Genomic DNA, 20,379 nt, shown 5'->3' on the forward strand with positions numbered 1-20,379 from the left:
CGATCAGGCACCTGTGTCCTGCGCGCTAGAGGCCGCGTGACCTCAGATCCAGCCCCAGCGTTTCGCGAAGGCCCGTGGCGCCGCGCGGCGTCACGAAGACCCGCATTTCACCCCGGCGCGTGCGTATCCAGTCGCGCTGCCGCATCGCGTCAAGAAGGGCCGAGGCCAGCCCGCCACCAAGGTGGTGGCTGTCTTCCGTCCAGTCGCGGCATAGCCGGAGCGCGCAGCGTGGCCGGTCTTCGAACTCGCGATGATCGATGCCGAACTGACCGAACCATGCCGATCCTGCCTCGGTGACGACCGGGCCTTTCGGGCTCTGAGTCAGGATGCCTTTCGAGAACAGGGCGGCGGTCATTTCGCAGCCCAGACGCCCGGCAAGGTGGTCATAGCAAAGCCGGGCATGAAGCAAGCCTTCGGGCAGGGTCGCCTCGTATGTGGCATCCCGCCTGCGATCGGCCATGGCGGTGATCGAGTCGAGGATGTCGCAAACTTCTCCGTCCGCCAGCGAGTAGAGCCGGCTGCGCCCGATCTTCTGTTGTACGATCAGGCCCGCCGCAGCCATCCGGGCCAGGTGCTCGCTGGCCGTGCTGGGCGCGATATTTCCGACCCGCGCCAGTTCCGAGGCGGTCAGCCCGCCATCGAAACGCAGCGCCAGCAGCATGTTGACCCGCACCGGATCGCCCATGGCCGACGTGATCAGCGCAATTTGAGTCGAGCTCGTCATGCTTCGGTATTTACCGAAATAATAGTCGCCGCGAAAGTGCGAGGTTCGGTGCGGAACCCATAACAGCACCGAGGTCCACCATGAATTTCAACGATATCGAGCTGCGGCTTCGCCATCCCGAGGTGTTTCGGCACAGGACGCCGCGCGTGATGCGCCAGCGCGAGAAAGTCAGGCGTGCAGACCCATGGAAGCAGGTCAGAACTCCGCGCAGCGGCGTCTTGCACTCATGGTTGCCGGGCTGGCTCACCCGTCGTCTGCCACGAAGAAAATCTCTCCCGCGGTCTCCAATTCGCGGATCGCATTGACGATCCGCATCATCGCTGCCTCGCGGTCCTGCGTTTTTACCGCGCCTTTCTCCTTCGCTTCTTCGCCGATGTTTTCGGCCAGTCTCTTCGAGATGTTTTCCAGGAAGAACTCGACGGCCTTGCGGTCTGCGCCCTCTGCACCAGCGACGACGGTGACAAGATCGGCCTGCTCGATCCTGGCCTGGATCTTCGGCATGTCACGGGGCGAGATGCGCTCGGGGATATTGGCGAAGGTAAAGATCGCCTGGCGGACTTCGCGGGCGAATTCCGCGTCGTCCTTGTCCAACCCCTCGAGGATCTGGTCGCGCACCGAACCGGGAGCATAGTTCAGGATTGCGCCCACCCGCGTGACCGGACCCTCGGAAAAAGCGCGGGCAGGGCGTTTTTCCAGCTCATCCGCCAGCGAGACGCCGATGCGATAGACCACGTCCGGCGAGACGCTGCCGGTCAACGAGACGCCATAGGTGATCCTGCGCGCTCGCTCGCCGGGCAGCATCCCCAGCAGTTCCGCCGCCTTCGAGACCTTCAGTTTGGACAATAACACCGCGGCCACCTCGTTCGACTCGCGTTCCAGAATCTTCACAAGGCGCTCCGGGTCGACCGAACCGATCCGTTCCCAGGGATCTCCGCGATAGGCGGCAGGCGCCATTTCCCGCAAGCGGCTCGACGCGCTGGAGCTTATGACCCCGTCCAGCAGCCCAAGCGCACCGTCAAGCCCGGAGGGGAAGGACAGGCCGATATTCTCGATCGCGCTGACGAACTCGTCGACCACGGCGGCGACCGTGGCCTGGTCGACGGGGGCCATGCGCGCCAGCTGGATCGCAAGCTCGGTCTGTTTCGATTCCGGCAGCGACGACAGGGCCGGCACGGCGCCCTCCGCCAGCAGCAGGCGAACCACGACGGCGGCCTTTTCCTTGGGCGTCAGCTGTACGCCCGGCGCGGACGCAAAATCGAGAGACAGATCTGGCATGTCGGTGTCAAAAGGCATTCAGCATTCCCGGTTCCTGTTTCGTTCTTAGCAGGGCAGCCGTTAACGCATGGCTACCGACAGACGGCGCCGGAACAAAAAAGGGGCGGCCGTTTCGGGCCGCCCCTGACGCACATTCGGGAAAAACTAACTTGTGGTCGACGGGACGCAGGCCTGTTGCGCCGCATCGTATTCCGTGCCGTCCGCGCAGGACATCACGACTTCCTCTTTCGCGTGCTCGCCGAAGCATGCGGCCGAGGCAATGCTCGGCATCACGGCAAGGGCCAGAACGGCGAGAAGTGTCTTGGTCTTCATGGGTCGCTCCTTGTTGGTCCTCAACTACAAAGTAGCACGGGTTGACCCTTGGTCAAAGCGGCGATTTTCAGCAGTTTGAAAACCTCATGCTTCTCCGAAGACCCGCCGGAAGATCGTGTCGACATTCTTGGTGTGGTAGCCAAGGTCGAACTTCTCCTCGATCTCCGCGTCGCTCATGGCAGCGGTGACCTCCGGGTCGGCTTTCAGCTCTTCCATGAAATCCTTGCCTTCTTCCCAGACCTTCATGGCGTTGCGCTGCACCAGGCGATAGGAATCCTCGCGGCTGACGCCTTTCTGGGTCAATGCCAGAAGCACGCGCTGCGAATGGACCAGGCCTTTGAACTTGTTCAGGTTCGCCATCATGTTGTCGGGATAGATCACCAGCTTCTCGATCACGCCGGTCAGCCGCGCCAGGGCGAAATCCAGATGGATGGTGGCGTCAGGCCCGATCCCGCGCTCGACCGAGGAATGGCTGATGTCGCGCTCGTGCCAGAGCGCGACGTTCTCCATCGCGGGGACCACCGCCGAGCGCACCAGCCGGGCAAGCCCTGTCAGGTTCTCGGTCAGGACGGGGTTGCGCTTGTGCGGCATCGCGGACGAGCCCTTCTGTCCCTTCGAGAAGAACTCCTCGGCCTCCAGCACCTCGGTGCGCTGCATGTGGCGGATCTCGGTGGCGATGTTCTCGATCGACGACGCGATGACGCCGAGCGTGGCAAAGAACATCGCGTGGCGGTCGCGGGGGATGACCTGCGTGCTGATCGGCTCGGGGCGCAGGCCCATCTTCTCGCAGACATGCTCCTCGACCGCCGGGTCGATATTGGCAAATGTGCCGACCGCACCCGAGATTGCGCCGGTGGCCACTTCCCACCGCGCCTTTTCCAGCCGGTTCTTGTTGCGCTCCATCTCGGCATAGAAGCGCGCGAACGTCAGACCCATCGTGACCGGCTCGGCGTGAATGCCGTGGCTGCGCCCGATGCGCACGGTCATCTTGTGTTCCATCGCGCGCCGCTTCAGCGCGGCCAGAAGCGCGTCCATGTCAGCCAGAAGGATGTCGGCGGCGCGCACGAGCTGGACGTTCAGCGTGGTGTCGAGCACGTCCGACGAGGTCATGCCCTGGTGAACGAAGCGGGCCTCGTCATTGCCGATGATCTCGGCGAGATGCGTCAGGAACGCGATCACGTCGTGCTTGGTGACCGCTTCGATCTCGTCGATGCGGGCGACATCGAACTCGACATCCTTCGCTTTCCAGACCGCCTCGGCATTGGCGCGGGGGATCACGCCCAGATCGGCCTGCGCGTCGCAGGCATGGGCTTCGATCTCGTACCAGATGCGGAACTTGGTTTCGGGTGACCAGATCGCGGTCATCTCGGGGCGGGCATAACGGGGGATCATGAGTTCAGGGCCTTTCGTCTTGTCGCCGCAGTCCATAAACTGACCTCCGCACAGGGACAAGGAGGCTGGCTTGCGCCCATCTCATCGCATAACCGCGCGGGATCGCGGCACCGGACGGCGGAACCGGCTATGACCGGGCTGACCTCGCTCTCGCAGCTCGAGGGCCTCTGGCGACTGGACCGGCGCATCCGCCACTCTGACGGCGCCGAGAACAGGTTCGAGGGCATCTCGCGGTTCTCGCGCTCGGGCAAGCGCCTGGTGCAGGACGAGGAGGGTCACCTCACCGGCGTGGCCGGGCAGCCCGGCCTGAGGGCGACACGGCGCTATGTCTGGATGCTGGACTCGCAGCGGATCGAGGTATTGTTCCACGACATGCGCCCCTTCCATACGATTCCGACCGGCGTGGTCTGTCCCGAGACGACCTATCTCTGTTCCCCGGACCGCTATCATGTCGCCTACGATTTCAGCGACATGGCAGCCTGGCGCGCGCAGTGGCGCGTCGAGGGGCCGAAGAAATCCTACGTCATGGACAGCACGTTCCACAGGATGGATCGGGAAAGGTGAGGCACCTTGACCGCTTGCCAGCTTCAACGCCGGGTGCAATAAGCCGTTGAAAGTGGAATTCTTGGCGGAAAAGGGAGCCTTATCCATGTCAACTCTCGCCCATCGTCCGGTCCTCAGCGACCTCGTCTGGAACGCCGAAGGCACCCAGCTCTGGCTGAAGCGTCTTGCGCTTCTGGTGGCCGGCGTGGCCGCGCTGACGGTTTCGGCCAAGGTGCAGATCACGACGGTTCCGGTGCCTGTCACGCTTCAGATGCTTGTCGTCATGGTGATCGGCGCCTCCTACGGCCCGCGCCTTGCCGGCGCGACGCTGGCATCCTACCTGGCGCTTGGCTTCCAGGGCCTGCCGGTATTCGCCGGCGCAGTGGCCGGACCGGCCTATTTCGCGGGTCCTACGGGCGGATATCTCGTGGGCTTCCTGCTTGCCGCAGTGCTTGTCGGAGCGCTGGCCCGCGCGGGCTGGGACCGGTCTCCGGTGTCGATGGCGCTGGCCATGGCCGCGGGCATCCTCGCCGTCTACGTTCCCGGCGTCGTCTGGCTTGCTGCCTCCTGGGGCGCGGCGCTTGGCTGGGAAAACTGGTATGCCTATGGAGTAAAGACCTTCATCTGGGTCGATGCGCTGAAACTGGTCGTGGCCGTCATCGCCTTCCCGGCGATCTGGAAGCTGGTCGGTGACGCCCGCGCCTGACCTGACTGGTCCTTGAAGACTTTGGAACGCGGCCCCCGGGGCCGCGTTTTTCGTTTGCATCGGCTTCTGGCGAAGCCGACCCGTGCGAGGGGCCTTGCCCCCCGCGCCCCCCACCGTATTTTAGCCAGAAAGAAAGGCCGTCCGGCCCAGTCTGGAACCCAGGAGACTCCATGCCCGTCCGTAACCGATTTGCCGAACTCCATGACGAAATCACTGCCTGGCGACGGGATTTCCATGAACACCCGGAACTTTTGTTCGACGTTCATCGCACAGCCGGAATCGTCGCCGAGAAGCTGAAGGAATTCGGATGCGACGAGGTGGTCACGGGGATCGGGCGCACGGGTGTCGTCGGGATCATCCGGGGAAAGAGCAATGCGTCCGGGCGCACGGTCGGTCTGCGCGCCGACATGGACGCGCTGCCGATCGAGGAGGCAACCGGCGTGGCTTACGCCTCGAAGACCCCCGGCAAGATGCATGCCTGCGGCCACGACGGGCATACGGCGATGCTTCTGGGTGCGGCCAGGTACCTGGCCGAGACGCGCAATTTCGACGGCTCGGTCGCCGTGATCTTCCAGCCCGCCGAGGAAGGCGGCGGCGGCGGCCGCGAGATGGTCGAGGAGGGCATGATGGACCGGTTCGGCATCGACGAGGTCTACGGGATGCACAACATTCCCGGCCGCGCCCTTGGCACCTTCGCCATCCGTCCGGGCATGTTCTATGCCGCCACCGGCCTGTTCGAGGTCGAGATCCGCGGCAAGGGTGGTCACGGCGCCTATCCGCATGACACGATCGATCCCATCGTGGTGGCCAGCCAGACGGTGCTGGCTTTGCAGACCATCGCCAGCCGCAACGCGGACCCGATGCGCCCGCTGGTCGTGTCGGTCACCTCGATCGAGAGCAGTTCGAAGGCTTTCAACGTGATCCCGGAAAAGGTGGTACTCAAGGGTACGACGCGTACCATGGACGAACGCACCGCGGACCTTGCGGAAGCACGATTCGGGGAGATCGTCGCGAAGACGGCCGAGCTGTACGGCGCGACGGCGACCTTCCAGTACACCCGGAACTATCCCGCATTGGAAAACGCCGAGGCCGAGACGGAATACGCTGCCGCTGCCGCCAAGGCGGTTGCCGGGGATTGTGCACTGGCCGATGCCTCGATGTGGGGCGAGGATTTCTCGTTCTTCCTGAACGAGCGGCCCGGCGCCTATATCCATCTCGGCATCGGGGACGCCGCCGACCTGCATAACGAAGCATACAACTTCAACGACGAAGCGATCCCCTTCGGGTGTTCCTGGTTCGTCGAGATCGCCGAAAGCCGGTTGCCGGTTCGCACCTGACCCGGTGGCATCTGCCCCGCCGCTCGGGTAACATCGCCCAAAACGGGCAGGGCAGGCATGGACCACCAGATCGCGATGCTGTGGATGCGGGGAAGCCTCAGCTTCCTCGAGCAGCTTTGCGTCCAGTCCTTCCTGGATGCCGGGCACCACGTTGTTCTCTACAGTTATGCGCCCATCGGCTGTGTCCCGGAAGGCGTCGAGCATCGCGACGCGGCCGACATCCTGCCCGAAGAGGGCTTTCTCGTGCACGAGCGCACGGGGTCGCCGGCGCTGCATTCCGATCTTTTCAGGTACCGGCTGCTCCAGACAGGCGACCGGGTGATCTGGGCCGACACCGATGCCTATTGCCACCGGCGGTTCCGACCGCGCGAGGGGCATCTCTACGGCTGGGAAAGCGACAGCCACGTCAATGGCGGCGTCCTTGCCCTCCCGCCTGACAGCCCGACACTCGGGGCGCTTCTGGAGTTCACCCGCGACGAGTTCGCCATCCCACCCTGGGAGAAGAAATGGCGTCGGCGAGAGATGGAGGCGGCCCATGCGGCGGGTACTCCGGTGCATGTCAGCGAACAGACCTGGGGCGTCTGGGGGCCGCATGCGATCACGCATTTCCTGGGCGAGACCGGCGAGATCGCGCGCGCGCTTCCTCAGGCCGCGCTCTACCCGTATTCCTTCGCCAGAAGACGGCGGCTCCTGCTGCCGGGGCTGGACCACTCGGCGGTGATCACGGATGAGACCCAGTCGATCCATCTCTACGGGCGCCGGGTCAGGAAGCGCATGGCCGAGCGGGACCAGGGCCTGCCCGATCCCGACAGCCTGATGGGGCAACTCCTGATCAAGCACCGGATCGATCCCTGCGAAGCGCCCCTGCGCGATTGCCCCGAACCGGACCGCGACGCGCCCATCGCGAAAGTCTACCGCGAGGCCGCATCAGGCATTCCCCGCGTCGCGGCTGCGATCTCCGAACCGGTCGTTCCGCGCCCGCTGGACGAGGTGGTCGTCGTCACCACCATGAAGAACGAGGGGCCGTTCATCCTGGACTGGGTGGCTTATCACCTCTCGGTCGGCGTGACGCATTTCCTCGTCTACACCAATGACTGCGACGATCCGACCTGCGAAATTCTCGACGCCCTTGCCGTGCGCGGTATCGTCACCCGCGTCGACAACCCGGTGGCCATGGGAGAGAGGCCGCAGAGGATCGCGCTGGAACTTGCGGCGGTGCACCCCCGCGTTGTGCAGGCCGATGCATACATTGTCATGGACGTCGATGAATACATCAACGTCCACACCGGCGAGGGCACGCTGAGCGATCTTTTCGCCGCCGCCGGCGACCCCGACATGATCTCGATGACATGGCGCTTCTTCGGCTCTGCCGGGGTGACGGCCTACGAGGACTGCCCGGTGCCGGCACAGTTCACCCGCGCCGCGCCGCTGCACATCCGCAAGCCCCATCAGAACTGGGGCTTCAAGACCATCGTGCGCCGCGGCGCTCCATTTGCCGCGGTCGGGGTCCACCGCCCGCTGGAGCCTGAAGCCGACCGGATGCCCGCGTGGACAAACGGGTCGGGGCGGCAGATGCCGGACAGCTATCTGTCGGACGGGTGGCGCTCGAACCTTGAAAGCTGGGGCTACGATCTGGTCACGCTGAATCATTATGCGGTCCGCTCGCTTGAAAGCTTTCTCGTCAAGCGTGACCGGGGGCGTACCAATCATATCGCCCGCGATCAGGGCGTGGAGTACTGGAATCTCTACAACAGGAACGACGAGGAGGATCGGTCGATCCTTGCCCGGCTGCCAAGGGCAGAACCGCTGCGCAAGGTCTTCGCGCTCGATCCGGTGCTCTTGCGCCTTCACGACCGCGCCGTCGCATGGCACCGGGCTCGGATCGGAGAGTTGCGCAAGACCGATGGGTTCCGCGAACTCTACCGTCACCTTGCGGCCGATCCCCTGTCGCATCAGCGTCCCGGTCTTGATGTCGTGCGCGCGCCGGTGTCGGACCAGTGGCGCGAGGCAGAGTTGGAATCCGCTGACCGGTCCGAGCCGCGGGAACCCACAAAATGCGACCCGCAGGTGACCATGACCGATGACCGCGCCGACCGGCCGCGCAACGCCTTCGGCGACCTGATCCTTCTGGGTGAGGAGAACGAGCACGCCTTCCGCGCGCTGTTGAGCCGGGTGGAGCCTCGCCACCCCATGCTGGCGCCTCTCGATGCACGTCTGCCAAGCGGCCGGATCACCGTCGTCACCTCGATGAAGAATGAAGGCTGTTTCATCCTGGAATGGATTGCACATTACATGGCGATCGGGGTGACGCATTTTCTCGTGTATACGAACGATTGCGACGATCCCACGAATGCCATTCTCGACCGCTTGCAGGATCTGGGCCACGTCACCCGCCTCGATAACCCGTACAACCGGGACGCCGGACAAAAGCCGCAACGCGGGGCGCTGAACGATGCCGTCTCTCAGGAAGCCGTGAGAACCGCCGACTGGGTGGGCGTTGTCGATGTGGACGAGTTCATCGCCATCCACGAGGGCGCGCGCAGCCTGCCGGACCTTTTCGAGAGGATGGGCGATCCCAACATCGTTTCCCTGACATGGCGTCTTTTCGGCAACCGGGGACACCATCTCTACGAAGACAGATGGATCACCGAACGGTTCACGGCATGTGCGCCGCGCTACCTGCCGCGCCCGCGCCTTGGCTGGGGGTTCAAGAGCTTCGTGCACCGAAGCGTGCCCTACGAGAAGCTGGGCGTGCACCGGCCGCTGGATATCGACACCTCGGAGCCGCATACGCTGCGCTGGGTCAACGGCTCGGGCCGGGCGATGCCCGAGAAGACCGTCAGGAATACCGCCTGGTTCTCGCGTAAGGCGTCGGTCGGCTACACGATGGCAACGCTCAATCACTACATCCTGCGCTCGGCCGAAAGTTTTCTCGTCAAGCGCCAGCGGGGCAGGATCAACCATGTCGACCAGGATCAGGGTTTGGCCTACTGGGCGGAGCGGAACTACCGCTCGGAGACCGACACCTCGATCCAAGCCCAGGTTCCCGCCGCGCGCCGGGTGCTGGACAAGTTGAAGAGCGACCCGCTTCTGTCTCGCCTTCATGACGAGGCTGTCGCCTGGCACCGTTCGCGGATCCGGACGCTTCTGGGCGATCCGGAATACGCGGCGCTATTCGCGGCGATCACCGACCCGGCGCTGGAAGACGCGGTCTTCGTCGCGGGCCGCAGCGCGCACGATGTCATGGAAAGCGTGGAATAGCCCCGCCATACACCTGCCATACACTTTGCCGACTGTTTGCCGACGCTTCGCCGCCCGGTGTTTTCAGGCGCTGTCGTCCAGCGCCTTGGCCAGTTCGAACCCGATCCGGCGTGGCTCTTCGGTCTCGACGGCCTTCGGCATGGCGCGCAGAAGGACGTTGAGCTGGCTGACATGCTGCACCAGCTGCACGCGGCCTCCGGCCTGGTCGGTGCCGTAGAAGGTCACGATGTCGGGATCGAAATAACCCAGCCCCTCGATCCGCAGGAAACCGGCTCCCGTGTCAGTGAAACCCATAGCGATTTCATGTTCATCATCAAGTGTTTTCTCGAAGTTCTTGATGTAGAGTATCAGCCGCTGATAGGCCCATTCCGCCGGGCTTTTCTGCTCCAACGGCTTCTTTGCGACGGCTTCGGGCAAAGGTTCTTGCTCGGCAGTGGCGGCATGGCCGGGCAGCGTTGTGGCGGCGCCGCAGCGGCGCAGCGCCTCGGCCTCCGCATGCTCCGCCGCCGTCTCGATCTTGTCGTCCATCGTTACCTCACCCTCTGCCAAAGCCAGGCCCCATCCGCGCGCCGCACCCGCGTCACCCGCCCAGCGTGCCAGAGATGCATGCAATGCGCCACCGCCTCGACAAGCGCCAGGCCGTATTCACCATTGCCGATCTGACGCTTGAAAAGCGGGTGAAAACAATCTGCTGCGGTGCGAGGATCGACAAGGAATGCTTCCAACCTGACCAGAGCGCTTTCGTGGTTTTCGATCAGTTGATCCAGTCGAGTCTTCAGACCGGTGAACGGCAGCTTGTGACCCGGCAGAACCAGCCTGTTGTCATCCGACAGCGCCCGGAACCGGTGGCAACTCTCCATCCACTCCGCGACGGGGTCGGCTTCGGGTTCTGTGGCGTACACGCCAAGGTTCGGCGAGATCGACGGCAGCAACTGGTCGCCGCCGATCACAAGGCCGTCGTCCTCGCTCCAGAAAGTCGCGTGTTCCGGTGCGTGGCCATTTCCAGTCTTCACGCTCCATGTGCGTCCGCCAGCGAAAAGCGTGTCGCCCTCGCGGATTCGGGTGAAGCCCAGGGGCAGTGGCGTCAGCATGTCGGCAAAATTGAAGGGGCGCTCGGCCAACCGGCGTTCCAGCGTGGCGTCATCCATGCCTGCGCCCCGCCAATAGGCAATCGTTTCAGGGGTCGGCCTGTCCTGTACGTCAAGTGACAGCATTCGCGCGAAAAGCCAGGCTGTGCGGGTGGTCACCAGTTCGGCGCCCATGTCGGCCTGAAACCATCCGGCAAGGCCGATATGATCGGGATGGTGATGCGTGACGATCAGTCGGCGCACCGGTTTCCCGTGCAACGGCTTGGCGAGAATCGCGTCCCAGATCGCACGGGTTTTCCGTGTATCAAAGCCTGTATCGATCACCGACCAGCCATCTCCGTCATCCAGAGCGTAGACGTTGACGTGATCCAGCGTCATCGGCAGCGGTATTCTGAACCACAGGATACCTTCCGCGATTTCAATGGCTTCGCCGTGATCCGGTGGGATTTCTACAGGATAGCGTATCTGGCGGACGTGGTCCTCCATCACGATGCCAAGTCATCGGGCGACAAATCGTAGAGCCCTTCGGCCCCTTCGCGCACCTGAACAAGAAGCCCCGCGTGTTCGGGTAGAATACGTCTGAGGTAGAACCGGGCCAAGGCGGTGCGCGGTCCCGCGCCGCCCTCGGCCAGCGCGGCCTTCAGGTGGTAGTGCCCGCCCAGAACCCGAGCGAAGGCGCGCAGATAGGGGACCGCGCCCGCAAAGCGCTCGTTCAGATCCTCACCGACCAGCCACTCGGTCGTCTCACGCAGGGTTTCGGCTGCGCCCCATGCCGCCTCGGCAAGATCGGGCAGCCTATTGCGGGCCGCCTCTGCTGCGGTTTCGATCTCGTCCAGCAGGCGATAGGCCGCTTCGCCGCCATCCATCATCTTGCGTGCCACGAGGTCCATCGCCTGTATGCCGTTCGTGCCCTCGTAGATCGACGTGATCCGCACGTCGCGCAGGTATTGTGCCGCGCCGGTTTCCTCGATGAAGCCCATGCCGCCGTGCACCTGAACGCCGTCGCTGGCGACCGCTATGCCGACATCCGTGCCGAAGGCTTTTGCAATCGGCGTCAGGAAAGCCGCACGCGCAATCCAGTCGGCGTCACCGGTGGCATGCCCCATGTCGATGGCGCTCGCGCAGGCATAGGCGATAGACCGCGCGGCGAAGATATCGGCCTTCATCGCGGTCAGCATCCGCCGCACGTCGGCGTGCTCGACGATGGTTCCGGTTCCGGGCGCCTTGCCCTGCTTGCGGTCGCGGGCATAGGACAGCGCATGCTGAAACGCCGCTTCGGCCATGCCTATGCCCTGCGCTCCGACGGCAAGGCGGGCATTGTTCATCATGGTGAACATCGCGGCCATTCCGCCATGTTCCTCGCCCACCAGCCAGCCGGTCGCGTTGTCGTATTCCATCACTGCCGTGGGCGAACCGTGGATGCCCAGCTTGTGCTCGAGGCTGACCACGCGCAGGCTGTTCCGATCACCCGGGTTTCCGTTGGCATCGGGCAGATGTCTCGGCACCATGAACAGGCTGATGCCCTTGGTGCCGGGCGCGCCGTCGGGCAGGCGGGCCAGAACCAGGTGACAGACATTCGCCATGAAATCCGCGTCGCCCCAGGTGATGTAGATCTTCTGTCCGCTGATCCTGTAGGTGCCATCGCCATTGGGTTCGGCCTTCGAGCGCAGAGCGCCAACATCCGATCCTGCCTGTGGCTCGGTCAGGTTCATCGTTCCGGACCATTCCCCGGAGATAAGCTTTGGCAGGTAAAGGTCTTTCAGAGCTTCGGAGCCATGCGCCTCCAGAGCCTCGATCTGGCCCTGCGTCAGTAGCGGGTTCAACTGCAGCGACAGGCAGGCTCCCGACATCATGTCGTTCACGGCCGTTCCGAGCGCCGCAGGGAGGCCCATCCCGCCATAGTCCGGGCTTGCCGTCAGTCCGATCCACCCGCCATCCGCGATGGCACGGAAGCCGGTCTCGAAACCCGGAGGGGTGCGCACCACGCCATTCTCCAGCTTCGCCGGGTTCAGGTCGCCCGCCCTGTTCAGCGGCGCAAGCACCTCGTTGCACAGCCGACCTGCCTCGCTCAGGATCGCGGTGACTGTGTCGGGAGTGGCATCGGAATAGCGCTTGGTCTCCGCGACCAACGCGAAGGGAACGACATGTTCCAGAATGAACCGGATTTCAGAAGCGGGTGCAGTGTAGGACATGTGTGTGCTCCGGTGTTCGGCTTGGCAAATCTCGGGCCGGACGGTATCGGGTGTTCGTCAGAACTGAGCATGCAGGTCCACTGCGCGAGCCACAACCGGGACGCAACGTCACAAATGGCAGAGAAGCCGATAAAGACCAGACGCTTGGCGGCGGATGAGGAGGGGATTGCCGAGGCGGCAGCGATCCTCCGCGCGGGTGGGCTCGTCGCGTTTCCAACGGAAACCGTCTATGGGCTCGGGGCGGATGCGACCAATGGCGAGGCCGTGGCGCGCATCTACGCCGCCAAGGGGCGGCCCAGCTTCAACCCGCTGATCGTGCATGTCTGCGATATCGACATGGCCGACCGGATCGGAGTGATTGTCGGCGAAGCCCGCGATCTGGTTCAGGAATGCTGGCCCGAACCCGTGACGATCGTCGTTCCCTTGCGCGAGGACGCCATGGTCTCGGAACTCGTTACCGCGGGTCAGCCCTCCGTCGCGCTTCGCATGCCCAAGTCCGACATCGCCCTTGCCCTGATCCGCGAGACGGGACGCCCGCTCGCTGCGCCCTCGGCCAACCCGTCGGGCCGCGTGTCAGCGACGACGGCCGAGCACGTCGTGGCCGGGCTGGACGGAAAGATCGACGCCGTGATTGATGGCGGACCCACACCTGTCGGGCTGGAATCGACGATCATCGGATTTCTCGACGACAAGCCGCGCCTGCTGCGCGAAGGCGCATTTTCGGTCACCCTTCCTGATATTCGGATTGATGCCGGGGTCGCCGAAAAGCCCGTAGCTCCGGGCCAGCTGGCTTCGCATTACGCGCCCTTGGCCAGTGTGCGGCTGAACGCGACCAAGGCCGAACCGGGCGAATTTCTGCTGGGTTTCGGCGACGTGAAGGGAGACCTCACGCTTTCCGCTGTGGGAAGCCTGACGGAAGCGGCCGCGAACCTTTACGCGATGCTCCACGAAATCGATGCCCGCGGCGTGACGCGGCTGGCGGTTGCGCCTATTCCGGACGTAAGCCTCGGGCGTGCCATCAATGACCGTCTGCGCCGGGCGGCGGCTCCGCGCGACTAGTCCGGTCGTTTGCGCGCGTAGACGCCTTCGGGCAGGTTCAGCGCGGCGGTCAGGTCGGCAACCTGCGACAGCGACAGCGTGATCTTCTGGACTTCCTCGGTCCTTGGGTCGAGTTGTTCGATGGTCACGCAATCCTCGAAGGCCGTGATGGTCACGTCTTCCTGGCGATGGGGCGCGGGGTCATCGACAAGTGTGACGACCGTGGCGTCGAAGTCATGTTCGATGGTAAACATGCGGCAAAGAATGTCCGTGGTCCGGGTGTGGTGCAAGCGGATTCCAGCCTTCGGCCCCGGCTGATATCCGATAGCAGCGGCGAAGCGTTGCAACGGATGGCGCTTTGTCCCAAAATATTATTGAGCAGAGACCAAGAGGCAAATTTCGTGTTGAGATCCCTGATAGTTGCGGGTGCCGCGCTGACAGTGCTTGCGGGCTGTGTCGAGACGACATCCGTCCCGCAAAGCGCCGAACCTTTGCCCGTCGTGACCCGCGTGGGCGGTCCGCAAAGCGTGTCCGATTTCCGAGCGGTCGTAGCTCGGGTGGAGCCTGTGGCCGAGCGCACCTGCCGCGAGATGCGGCCGGGAGAGAACTGCGACTTCGCGATTCTCATCGATCCCGATTCCAGCCTCCCGCCGAACGCCTATCAGACGCTCGACCGCTCGGGCCGGCCCGTGATCGGCTTCACGCAGGCACTTCTGCTGGAGATGCGAAACCGGGATGAACTGGCGTTCGCGCTGAGCCATGAGGCCGCACACCATATCGAAGGCCATATTCCGCAAACGGTTCGCTCCGCCCAGACCGGCGTTTTGCTTGGCGCGGTCATCGGTTCGCTGGCGGGTCTGGATCAGTCGGGTATCGAGATCGCCCAGAACATCGGCGGCACGGTTGGGGCACGGCGGTTTTCCAAGGGGTTTGAGCTTGAGGCGGACTCGCTGGGCGCCCGGATCGCGCTGCGTGCCGGATACGATCCGCTGAGAGGGGTGCTCTACTTCCAGGATGCCGCCGATCCCGGCGATCGGTTCCTCGGCACGCATCCGCCCAACGCCGACCGGATCAGGGTCGTCCGGCAAGCCGTGGGCGGCTGAGACTTGATCCAGATCAGAGTGTGACGGAACCGGATACCGCAATCTCGCTCCCATAAAACGGGAGAAACCTAATGTCCGATACCGAAAAGCTGAGACGCCACCAGCAGTTGATGCTGCGCATGGGCGACCGCAACGGTGCCGATTTCATGCTGGCCGAACAGGTGGGGCTGGTGTCGCCGGAGGAGATCTTCGAGGCCACTCTGTCCTGCACAGGCTGCTCGGAAGTCGAGGCCTGCGAGACGCATCTGGACACCGGCGCCAAAGGCATACCCTCCTATTGCCGAAACGAGAGTCTGATCCGTCGCCTTGCCGGCGATCTCGGCGATCTGGGACTTGCGGACCACTGAAAGTTTCCCGAGACGTCGGTTTGTTGGTCCTCACCGACGTTCAAGGCCCGGCGCGATGCGCCGGGCCCTTTTTTGCTCGATGGTACTGTTTTCACCTGTGAAAGATCACGTGGCCAGACGGAAGTACTCGGCCATGAAGTTGTTACCCATTCCGGCGCCGCCGCAGAATCCGACGTTGATCAGGGACGATCCGTCGATGCTGCCGCCGGAGACGATGGAAACGCCTTCGATACCGTCGGGGCGCGCTGCGAACTCGATATTCTTGGCTGCAATCAATTGGCCGCCGTAGATTTGCAGGTTCGAAGGGAAGCGCATTCCCCCGGTGGTCACCAATTGGGCGCCGCCGCCGGCCGTGCATCCGTCGTCCAGCCCAATGGTTGCACCAGACGCACCGCTGAAGGCGTCGTCTTCGGTCGAGGTGCTGACCATGATGATATCGCGGATCTCCGAGTTTGAGCCGAATTCGACTTTGCAATTGGTGATCAGAACACCCTTCGTCAGGACCGTGTTCGACGGGATGGTCACCTTCTGGTTCGCGGCGTTGCAGTTCACTTCGTGAATAGCCCCGTTGACCCAGTTAGAATTGTCCAGCTTGTCACGACGGTCGAGGGTAAGCCGCGCCGGCGGCAAGCCCGTGATCGGATCGAGGTCGACATAATCGCTCCGGAAATAGGTGCTGGTGGGATCGTCGATATAGCTGATGATGTCGTCGATCCGGTCAACGATGCGCATCTGGTATGAGCCGGAGCGAAGCGCGTCGGCGAGGCCGGGGTTGGACGTGAAGCCGTCGGTCGGGATCACAAGGTCCGCCTTGTCAGGCATCGACACGATGGTGCCATTGGCGAAGGCATTGCCGTTATTGATTTCGACATGGCTGTTCGAGTGGATGCAGAACCCGTTGCCGTAGACGTTGTTCGACTGCACGTCGACGATATCCTCGGCCACAAAGCCTTCGCGGAAACAGGTCGGGTAGTAGGTCTCGAACACCGACTGGCTGACAACATCGAAGTTGTAGACGCCGACGAAGCGCAGGAAATAGGTGGTAACCCCGTTGGCGCGGGCCGCCAGGCGCTGCGTGTTGACCAACACGGCCTCGCGCGAGGTCGAATCCGGGCTGAACACGCGCGTGGCGGCATCCCAGGTTCCGAACGAGATGTCGTTGGCGTTGATCGTGTCACCGAAGGCCGACGCAGGCATGGCAGCCTGTGCCACGTTGACCGCGATGGTCTTGGCTTCGGCTTCGGATTTGTATTCGCGCGCGACCAATGCAGCATGCGCGGCCGAGTCGGCGGCAACCTGCAATTGGGTTCGCACCATGATTGCATTGGCGACGTCGAGGCCAAGGCCTCCGACGCATATCATTGCGATTGTCAGGAACAGTCCGAAGGCGGTAAGGGCGCCGTCTTCGCGGCGTGTGAACCTGGCAATCAACCGTGGCAGCGGCTTGGTCATCTTATCAGACCTCCCAGTTCTCGATCATGTGTTCAGCAGTGATGCTCAGCTGCAGTCCCGAAAAAGCGCTGAAGTAGCCCAGAACCTGCAGCTGGTTGGCGGGCACCCGGACAAGCGTGTGAGCGACGCCGGCAACTTCGGTGGTCGTCGCCGTGGCCTGGATGTCCATCAGGGCGAGCGTGTTCTCGATGTAGGTCTCGGCGGCGTCCGGAGTGGTCAGACGACCGATCGAGTATTCGCGGTTGCCGTCCTGGACGATCCGCAGAACCTTGGCCTGCCCGTGAAAGATCATCGCCATGTCCAGCATCAGCCCGAAAACGGCGATGAAAAGGGGAAACCAAAGAACGGTCTCGACTGTCGCCGTACCGTCGTCGCGTTTCAGGAAGCGGGCAAGAGATTGCAGTCTCATCGTCATGCACTCCAGTCTTCGCGCATGTGCTGCGCTGTGACGGGGACCTGAAGATTGGTCAGCGCACTGAAGTACCCGAGGATCTGGAACTCTCTGGCGGGTACGACGACAAGCGTCGAGACAATCCCGGTCGTGGGGTCCGACAGGGCCTCGGTCCGCGAAGGGGTCACGTTGATGGCGGCCAACTGCGCGTTGATATAGGTCTCGACATCGGCGTCGGTCTCGAGGCTTTTGATCGACAGTTTGCGGTTCGCGTCCTGAACGACCCGCAAAACCTTGGACTGTCCATGGAAGATCATCGCAGAATCGACCATCAGGCCGAAGACGGCGATGAAGATCGGAAACCACAGAACGGCTTCCACGGTGGCTGTCCCATCCTCCTGGCGTCGGAATCCGGGAACGAGCGCGCGTATCTGCTTGAAGCGGTCAAACATCCGAGTGTCCCACAGGAAAACTACAGGTTGTAATTATCCGCGCTCGATGGGACGGCAGAGTGGCGTGATTGCGGCGGAAAAGTGACGTTTGCTGCTTTTTGAGCTGATTTTTGTGCAATTGCGACCGTTATCGGAACATGACGTTTCCCGAGCATGTTCAATTCGCGTCACGAGCGCGAATTCAAGCCCGTTTCATGTACCTATACGCTCGACGGAATGTGGCCGTGCCGGAGCATTGCCTTGTTGGGGCGGTCGCCGGACAACTCGTCCGCCCCGAGCGGGTCATCAACGCGTGGTTTCGGTCAGACGACGTTCGACGTATTCCGTGACGTTGCCGATCATTTGCTCCATGTGGGGGTCCTCGAAGAAATGCCCGGCGCCTTCGATCTCGGTATGAGTGATCGTGATGCCCTTCTGTTCATGCAGCTTGTCGACAAGGGCATGGGTGTCGCGAGGCGGGGCCACGCGGTCGGCCGTGCCGTTGATGATAAGGCCCGAGGACGGGCAGGGCGCAAGAAACGAGAAATCGTACATGTTCGCCGGAGGCGAGACGCTGATGAATCCCGTGATCTCCGGGCGGCGCATCAGAAGCTGCATGCCGATCCATGCGCCAAAAGAGAAGCCCGCCACCCAGCAATGCTTGGCGTTCTGGTTCATCGACTGGAGGTAATCCAGCGCCGACGCCGCGTCGCTCAGTTCGCCGATGCCCTGGTCATATTCACCCTGGCTGCGTCCGACGCCCCGGAAATTGAACCGCAGGACGTTGAAGCCCATGTTATGGAAGGCATAATGCAGGTTGTAGACGACCCGATTGTTCATGGTGCCGCCGAACTGGGGATGCGGATGCAGAATGATCGCGATGGGCGCGTCTTTGGTCTTCTGCGGATGATAGCGGCCTTCCAGTCGGCCCTCGGGGCCTGGAAAAATCACTTCGGGCATTTTGGTCGTCTCACCTTTTTTCTTACTGCAGTCGCTTTTTCCGGGCCCGCCAATTGTTGACTGAATTGGTCAGGGTCTTTAGAAGCGTTCTAAACTGGGAAAACATCCCGCGCAGACCCGGCTGAGGTAAGGTGCGCGGGGCGAAAGGTCAATGAGTTAAGGCGGGAACCGCGTCCAATGAAACTTTCGACCAAAGGCCGTTACGCCATGGTGGCGTTGACCGATCTGGCTCTGGCCAAGCCCGGCGCGCTTCTGTCTCTGGCCGAGATATCCAAGAGGCAGGACATCTCGCTGCCCTATCTCGAGCAGCTTTTCGTCAAGCTGCGTCGCGCCGGACTGGTCGAATCCGTTCGGGGGCCAGGAGGCGGATATCGTCTTGCGCGTCCACCTTCCGAAATTCGGGTGTCCGACATTCTTGGCGCGGTGGATGAGACCGTGAGTGCGATGCACACCGGCGCCGGCGCGTCCGGCGCGGTTTCGGGCAGCCGTGCTCAAAGCCTGACCAACCGGCTCTGGGAGAGCCTCAGCGCGCATGTCTATGTCTTCCTGCACCAGACGCGGCTTTCGGATATCGTCTCGAACGAGCTTGCGCCCTGTCCGGCCGTTCCGGCGCTGCTCGAAGTGGTGGACGAAACGTGAGCGCGGTCGCGATGTCCGTTATTGCGCCGCCTTCGGTGTCTCTGGGGGCGAGGGGACTGTCTGCCCCCTCGCGCTCCCCGAGGATATTCGAGGGCCGGTAATGGACAGGAGAGCATATCTCGACTGGAACGCGTCCGCCCCGCTGCGGCCAGAGGCTCGGGATGCGGTGGTCGCCGCGCTTGATGTCACGGGAAACCCGTCCTCGGTCCATGCCGAAGGCCGCAAGGCGCGCGGCATCGTCGAGCGGGCGCGGGCAGAGGTCGCCATGCTGGTCGGCTGCAAGCCAGGTGAGGTGATCTTCACGTCCGGGGCCACCGAGGCTGCGTCGATCTTGCGGCACCTGCCATCCGCTTCGGCCGTTTGTGTCGAGGAAACCGCGCATGACTGTCTCTGGGCCCATCTTGACCTTGGAGGCACGCGGGACCGGCCCGAGGGGCCGGGACACGTGCTGGCCATGGGGCTGGCCAATTCGGAGACCGGTGTCATTACCGAGCCCGCGGCGGACGAAGACGGGCACTGGAGATATGGCGCGGTCCGTTGCGACAGCCTGCTTCTCGACGTGGTGCAGGCGGTCGGGCGCATTCCGTGGTCGTTCCACTGGTCGGGCGCGACGGTGGCGATCCTTTCGGCCCACAAGCTCGGCGGCCCTCGGGGCGTCGGCGCGTTGCTGGTCAAGGATGGCACTGATATCGAGGCGCTTCAGAAGGGCGGCGGTCAGGAGCTCGGTCGCCGTTCGGGCACCGAAAACGTGGCCGGAATCGCCGGGTTCGGGGCCGCCTGTGCCGCCGCGGCCCGTGATCTTGAGGCAGGGGTCTGGGCCGAGGTTGAAAAACTTAGAAATATTCTAGAATCAACTCTGGCTTCCGAGACAAAAGAGACTATTTTTGTCGGGAATGACCGGCGCCGTATTCCGAACACGTCGTGTTTCGCAACGCCCGGATGGAAGGGTGAGACGCAGGTGATGCAGATGGACCTTTCCGGGTTCGCGGTCTCGAGCGGCTCGGCCTGTTCGTCGGGAAAGGTGAAGGTGCCGCGTGTCTTGCGCGCCATGGGGCTGGACGACCATACGGCGGAGGGCGCCTTGCGCGTCTCGCTGGGGCCGACAACGACTGAGACGGACGTGATGCGCTTCTGTGAGGCGTGGCTGCGTCAGGAAAAGAAATTCCGCGAACGCGCGGCATGATTGGG

21 protein-coding genes are annotated in these 20,379 nt (G+C 63.2%); 9 read left to right on the forward strand and 12 right to left on the reverse strand.

All coding sequences use genetic code 11. From position 1 onward, the window contains the following. Window positions 1-25: 25 nt before the first annotated feature. From ACKLNI_RS00840 to purB, 4 genes are all read right to left on the reverse strand, one after another. Complete coding sequence (locus ACKLNI_RS00840) at window positions 26-724, reverse strand: ArsR/SmtB family transcription factor (RefSeq protein ID WP_413717095.1); 699 nt, start codon at window positions 722-724, stop codon at window positions 26-28. 243 nt (window positions 725-967) lie between these two features. Continuing rightward, on the reverse strand, window positions 968-1,999 hold the full coding sequence (locus ACKLNI_RS00845) for a flagellar motor switch protein FliG (protein ID WP_413717096.1): 1,032 nt from the start codon (window positions 1,997-1,999) through the stop codon (window positions 968-970). A gap of 144 nt (window positions 2,000-2,143) precedes the next feature. After that, window positions 2,144-2,311: a hypothetical protein gene (locus tag ACKLNI_RS00850; protein ID WP_413717097.1), complete on the reverse strand. Its 168-nt coding sequence runs from the start codon at window positions 2,309-2,311 to the stop codon at window positions 2,144-2,146. Window positions 2,312-2,395: 84 nt separating this feature from the next. Continuing rightward, window positions 2,396-3,703 carry an adenylosuccinate lyase gene (gene purB, locus ACKLNI_RS00855; protein ID WP_413717098.1) on the reverse strand — a complete coding sequence of 436 codons (1,308 nt, stop codon included), beginning with the start codon at window positions 3,701-3,703 and terminating at the stop codon, window positions 2,396-2,398. A 129-nt stretch (window positions 3,704-3,832) separates the two neighbouring features. Between purB and ACKLNI_RS00860 the strand changes: the two genes are divergently transcribed. The 4 genes from ACKLNI_RS00860 (at window position 3,833) to ACKLNI_RS00875 (ending at window position 9,550) form a co-directional block, all read left to right on the forward strand. Beyond that, a complete protein-coding gene (locus ACKLNI_RS00860; RefSeq protein ID WP_413717099.1) occupies window positions 3,833-4,267 on the forward strand; it encodes a DUF6314 family protein in 435 nt (144 codons plus the stop codon). An 85-nt stretch (window positions 4,268-4,352) separates the two neighbouring features. Beyond that, window positions 4,353-4,952: a biotin transporter BioY gene (locus ACKLNI_RS00865; RefSeq protein ID WP_413717100.1), complete on the forward strand. Its 600-nt coding sequence runs from the start codon at window positions 4,353-4,355 to the stop codon at window positions 4,950-4,952. Between the two features lie 170 nt (window positions 4,953-5,122). Continuing rightward, window positions 5,123-6,289 (forward strand): amidohydrolase, encoded by a 1,167-nt coding sequence (locus ACKLNI_RS00870; protein ID WP_413717101.1) that lies wholly within the window; start codon window positions 5,123-5,125, stop codon window positions 6,287-6,289. Between the two features lie 57 nt (window positions 6,290-6,346). Next, the gene (locus tag ACKLNI_RS00875; protein WP_413717102.1) at window positions 6,347-9,550 is read left to right on the forward strand and encodes a glycosyltransferase family 2 protein; all 3,204 of its coding nucleotides are present in this window, start codon (window positions 6,347-6,349) and stop codon (window positions 9,548-9,550) included. A gap of 63 nt (window positions 9,551-9,613) precedes the next feature. Here ACKLNI_RS00875 and ACKLNI_RS00880 read toward each other — a convergent pair whose 3' ends face one another. Genes ACKLNI_RS00880 through ACKLNI_RS00890 form a run of 3 tightly spaced genes read right to left on the reverse strand, consistent with a single transcriptional unit; the run spans window position 9,614 to window position 12,830 of the window. Beyond that, the gene (locus ACKLNI_RS00880) at window positions 9,614-10,078 is read right to left on the reverse strand and encodes a DUF6173 family protein (protein ID WP_413717103.1); all 465 of its coding nucleotides are present in this window, start codon (window positions 10,076-10,078) and stop codon (window positions 9,614-9,616) included. 2 nt (window positions 10,079-10,080) lie between these two features. Beyond that, window positions 10,081-11,124 carry an MBL fold metallo-hydrolase gene (locus ACKLNI_RS00885; RefSeq protein WP_413717104.1) on the reverse strand — a complete coding sequence of 348 codons (1,044 nt, stop codon included), beginning with the start codon at window positions 11,122-11,124 and terminating at the stop codon, window positions 10,081-10,083. Further along, window positions 11,124-12,830 carry an acyl-CoA dehydrogenase family protein gene (locus ACKLNI_RS00890; protein WP_413717105.1) on the reverse strand — a complete coding sequence of 569 codons (1,707 nt, stop codon included), beginning with the start codon at window positions 12,828-12,830 and terminating at the stop codon, window positions 11,124-11,126. The genes ACKLNI_RS00885 and ACKLNI_RS00890 overlap by 1 nt, the downstream gene beginning before the upstream one ends. A 114-nt stretch (window positions 12,831-12,944) precedes the next feature. On the opposite strand from ACKLNI_RS00890, the gene ACKLNI_RS00895 reads away from it, so the two are divergent. Then, window positions 12,945-13,889: an L-threonylcarbamoyladenylate synthase gene (locus tag ACKLNI_RS00895; protein WP_413717106.1), complete on the forward strand. Its 945-nt coding sequence runs from the start codon at window positions 12,945-12,947 to the stop codon at window positions 13,887-13,889. Here the strand turns inward: ACKLNI_RS00895 and ACKLNI_RS00900 are convergent. After that, on the reverse strand, window positions 13,886-14,122 hold the full coding sequence (locus ACKLNI_RS00900; RefSeq protein WP_413717107.1) for a hypothetical protein: 237 nt from the start codon (window positions 14,120-14,122) through the stop codon (window positions 13,886-13,888). The genes ACKLNI_RS00895 and ACKLNI_RS00900 overlap by 4 nt on opposite strands. Before the next feature lie 147 nt (window positions 14,123-14,269). On the opposite strand from ACKLNI_RS00900, the gene ACKLNI_RS00905 reads away from it, so the two are divergent. Together ACKLNI_RS00905 and ACKLNI_RS00910 are read left to right on the forward strand one after the other, a co-directional pair. Then, entirely contained in the window at window positions 14,270-14,971 is a 702-nt protein-coding gene (locus tag ACKLNI_RS00905; protein WP_413717108.1) for a M48 family metallopeptidase, read from the forward strand. A 71-nt stretch (window positions 14,972-15,042) separates the two neighbouring features. Continuing rightward, complete coding sequence (locus ACKLNI_RS00910) at window positions 15,043-15,318, forward strand: DUF6455 family protein (RefSeq protein WP_413717109.1); 276 nt, start codon at window positions 15,043-15,045, stop codon at window positions 15,316-15,318. A gap of 105 nt (window positions 15,319-15,423) precedes the next feature. Here the strand turns inward: ACKLNI_RS00910 and ACKLNI_RS00915 are convergent, their stop codons facing one another. The 4 genes from ACKLNI_RS00915 to ACKLNI_RS00930 all read right to left on the reverse strand — a co-directional run bounded on the left by ACKLNI_RS00915 (window position 15,424) and on the right by ACKLNI_RS00930 (window position 18,552). After that, a complete protein-coding gene (locus ACKLNI_RS00915) occupies window positions 15,424-16,770 on the reverse strand; it encodes a pilus assembly protein TadG-related protein (protein WP_413717110.1) in 1,347 nt (448 codons plus the stop codon). A gap of 4 nt (window positions 16,771-16,774) precedes the next feature. Further along, the gene (locus ACKLNI_RS00920; RefSeq protein WP_413717111.1) at window positions 16,775-17,179 is read right to left on the reverse strand and encodes a TadE/TadG family type IV pilus assembly protein; all 405 of its coding nucleotides are present in this window, start codon (window positions 17,177-17,179) and stop codon (window positions 16,775-16,777) included. A gap of 2 nt (window positions 17,180-17,181) precedes the next feature. Then, window positions 17,182-17,613: a TadE/TadG family type IV pilus assembly protein gene (locus tag ACKLNI_RS00925; RefSeq protein ID WP_413717112.1), complete on the reverse strand. Its 432-nt coding sequence runs from the start codon at window positions 17,611-17,613 to the stop codon at window positions 17,182-17,184. 285 nt (window positions 17,614-17,898) lie between these two features. Beyond that, the gene (locus ACKLNI_RS00930; RefSeq protein WP_413717113.1) at window positions 17,899-18,552 is read right to left on the reverse strand and encodes an alpha/beta hydrolase; all 654 of its coding nucleotides are present in this window, start codon (window positions 18,550-18,552) and stop codon (window positions 17,899-17,901) included. A 177-nt stretch (window positions 18,553-18,729) separates the two neighbouring features. Here ACKLNI_RS00930 and iscR point away from each other — a divergent pair, with 177 nt between their 5' ends. Next, window positions 18,730-19,191: a Fe-S cluster assembly transcriptional regulator IscR gene (gene iscR / locus ACKLNI_RS00935; RefSeq protein WP_413717114.1), complete on the forward strand. Its 462-nt coding sequence runs from the start codon at window positions 18,730-18,732 to the stop codon at window positions 19,189-19,191. A gap of 100 nt (window positions 19,192-19,291) precedes the next feature. Further along, a complete protein-coding gene (locus ACKLNI_RS00940) occupies window positions 19,292-20,374 on the forward strand; it encodes a cysteine desulfurase family protein (protein WP_413717115.1) in 1,083 nt (360 codons plus the stop codon). The last annotated feature ends 5 nt before the right edge of the window (window positions 20,375-20,379 follow it).

Source organism: Silicimonas lutimaris (assembly GCF_047314965.1).
Taxonomy (GTDB): Bacteria; Pseudomonadota; Alphaproteobacteria; order Rhodobacterales; family Rhodobacteraceae; genus JAVJUV01.

Excerpts from the sequence above, each read along its gene's own strand:
- ACKLNI_RS00840 (WP_413717095.1), bottom strand. The coding sequence starts at position 724 with ATGACGAGCTCGACTCAAATTGCGCTGATCACGTCGGCCATGGGCGAT.
- ACKLNI_RS00845 (WP_413717096.1), bottom strand. The coding sequence starts at position 1,999 with ATGCCAGATCTGTCTCTCGATTTTGCGTCCGCGCCGGGCGTACAGCTG.
- ACKLNI_RS00850 (WP_413717097.1), bottom strand. The coding sequence starts at position 2,311 with ATGAAGACCAAGACACTTCTCGCCGTTCTGGCCCTTGCCGTGATGCCG.
- purB (WP_413717098.1), bottom strand. The coding sequence starts at position 3,703 with ATGATCCCCCGTTATGCCCGCCCCGAGATGACCGCGATCTGGTCACCC.
- ACKLNI_RS00860 (WP_413717099.1), top strand. The coding sequence starts at position 3,833 with ATGACCGGGCTGACCTCGCTCTCGCAGCTCGAGGGCCTCTGGCGACTG.
- ACKLNI_RS00865 (WP_413717100.1), top strand. The coding sequence starts at position 4,353 with ATGTCAACTCTCGCCCATCGTCCGGTCCTCAGCGACCTCGTCTGGAAC.
- ACKLNI_RS00870 (WP_413717101.1), top strand. The coding sequence starts at position 5,123 with ATGCCCGTCCGTAACCGATTTGCCGAACTCCATGACGAAATCACTGCC.
- ACKLNI_RS00875 (WP_413717102.1), top strand. The coding sequence starts at position 6,347 with ATGGACCACCAGATCGCGATGCTGTGGATGCGGGGAAGCCTCAGCTTC.
- ACKLNI_RS00880 (WP_413717103.1), bottom strand. The coding sequence starts at position 10,078 with ATGGACGACAAGATCGAGACGGCGGCGGAGCATGCGGAGGCCGAGGCG.
- ACKLNI_RS00885 (WP_413717104.1), bottom strand. The coding sequence starts at position 11,124 with ATGGAGGACCACGTCCGCCAGATACGCTATCCTGTAGAAATCCCACCG.
- ACKLNI_RS00890 (WP_413717105.1), bottom strand. The coding sequence starts at position 12,830 with ATGTCCTACACTGCACCCGCTTCTGAAATCCGGTTCATTCTGGAACAT.
- ACKLNI_RS00895 (WP_413717106.1), top strand. The coding sequence starts at position 12,945 with ATGGCAGAGAAGCCGATAAAGACCAGACGCTTGGCGGCGGATGAGGAG.
- ACKLNI_RS00900 (WP_413717107.1), bottom strand. The coding sequence starts at position 14,122 with ATGTTTACCATCGAACATGACTTCGACGCCACGGTCGTCACACTTGTC.
- ACKLNI_RS00910 (WP_413717109.1), top strand. The coding sequence starts at position 15,043 with ATGTCCGATACCGAAAAGCTGAGACGCCACCAGCAGTTGATGCTGCGC.
- ACKLNI_RS00915 (WP_413717110.1), bottom strand. The coding sequence starts at position 16,770 with ATGACCAAGCCGCTGCCACGGTTGATTGCCAGGTTCACACGCCGCGAA.
- ACKLNI_RS00920 (WP_413717111.1), bottom strand. The coding sequence starts at position 17,179 with ATGAGACTGCAATCTCTTGCCCGCTTCCTGAAACGCGACGACGGTACG.
- ACKLNI_RS00925 (WP_413717112.1), bottom strand. The coding sequence starts at position 17,613 with ATGTTTGACCGCTTCAAGCAGATACGCGCGCTCGTTCCCGGATTCCGA.
- ACKLNI_RS00930 (WP_413717113.1), bottom strand. The coding sequence starts at position 18,552 with ATGCCCGAAGTGATTTTTCCAGGCCCCGAGGGCCGACTGGAAGGCCGC.
- iscR (WP_413717114.1), top strand. The coding sequence starts at position 18,730 with ATGAAACTTTCGACCAAAGGCCGTTACGCCATGGTGGCGTTGACCGAT.
- ACKLNI_RS00940 (WP_413717115.1), top strand. The coding sequence starts at position 19,292 with ATGGACAGGAGAGCATATCTCGACTGGAACGCGTCCGCCCCGCTGCGG.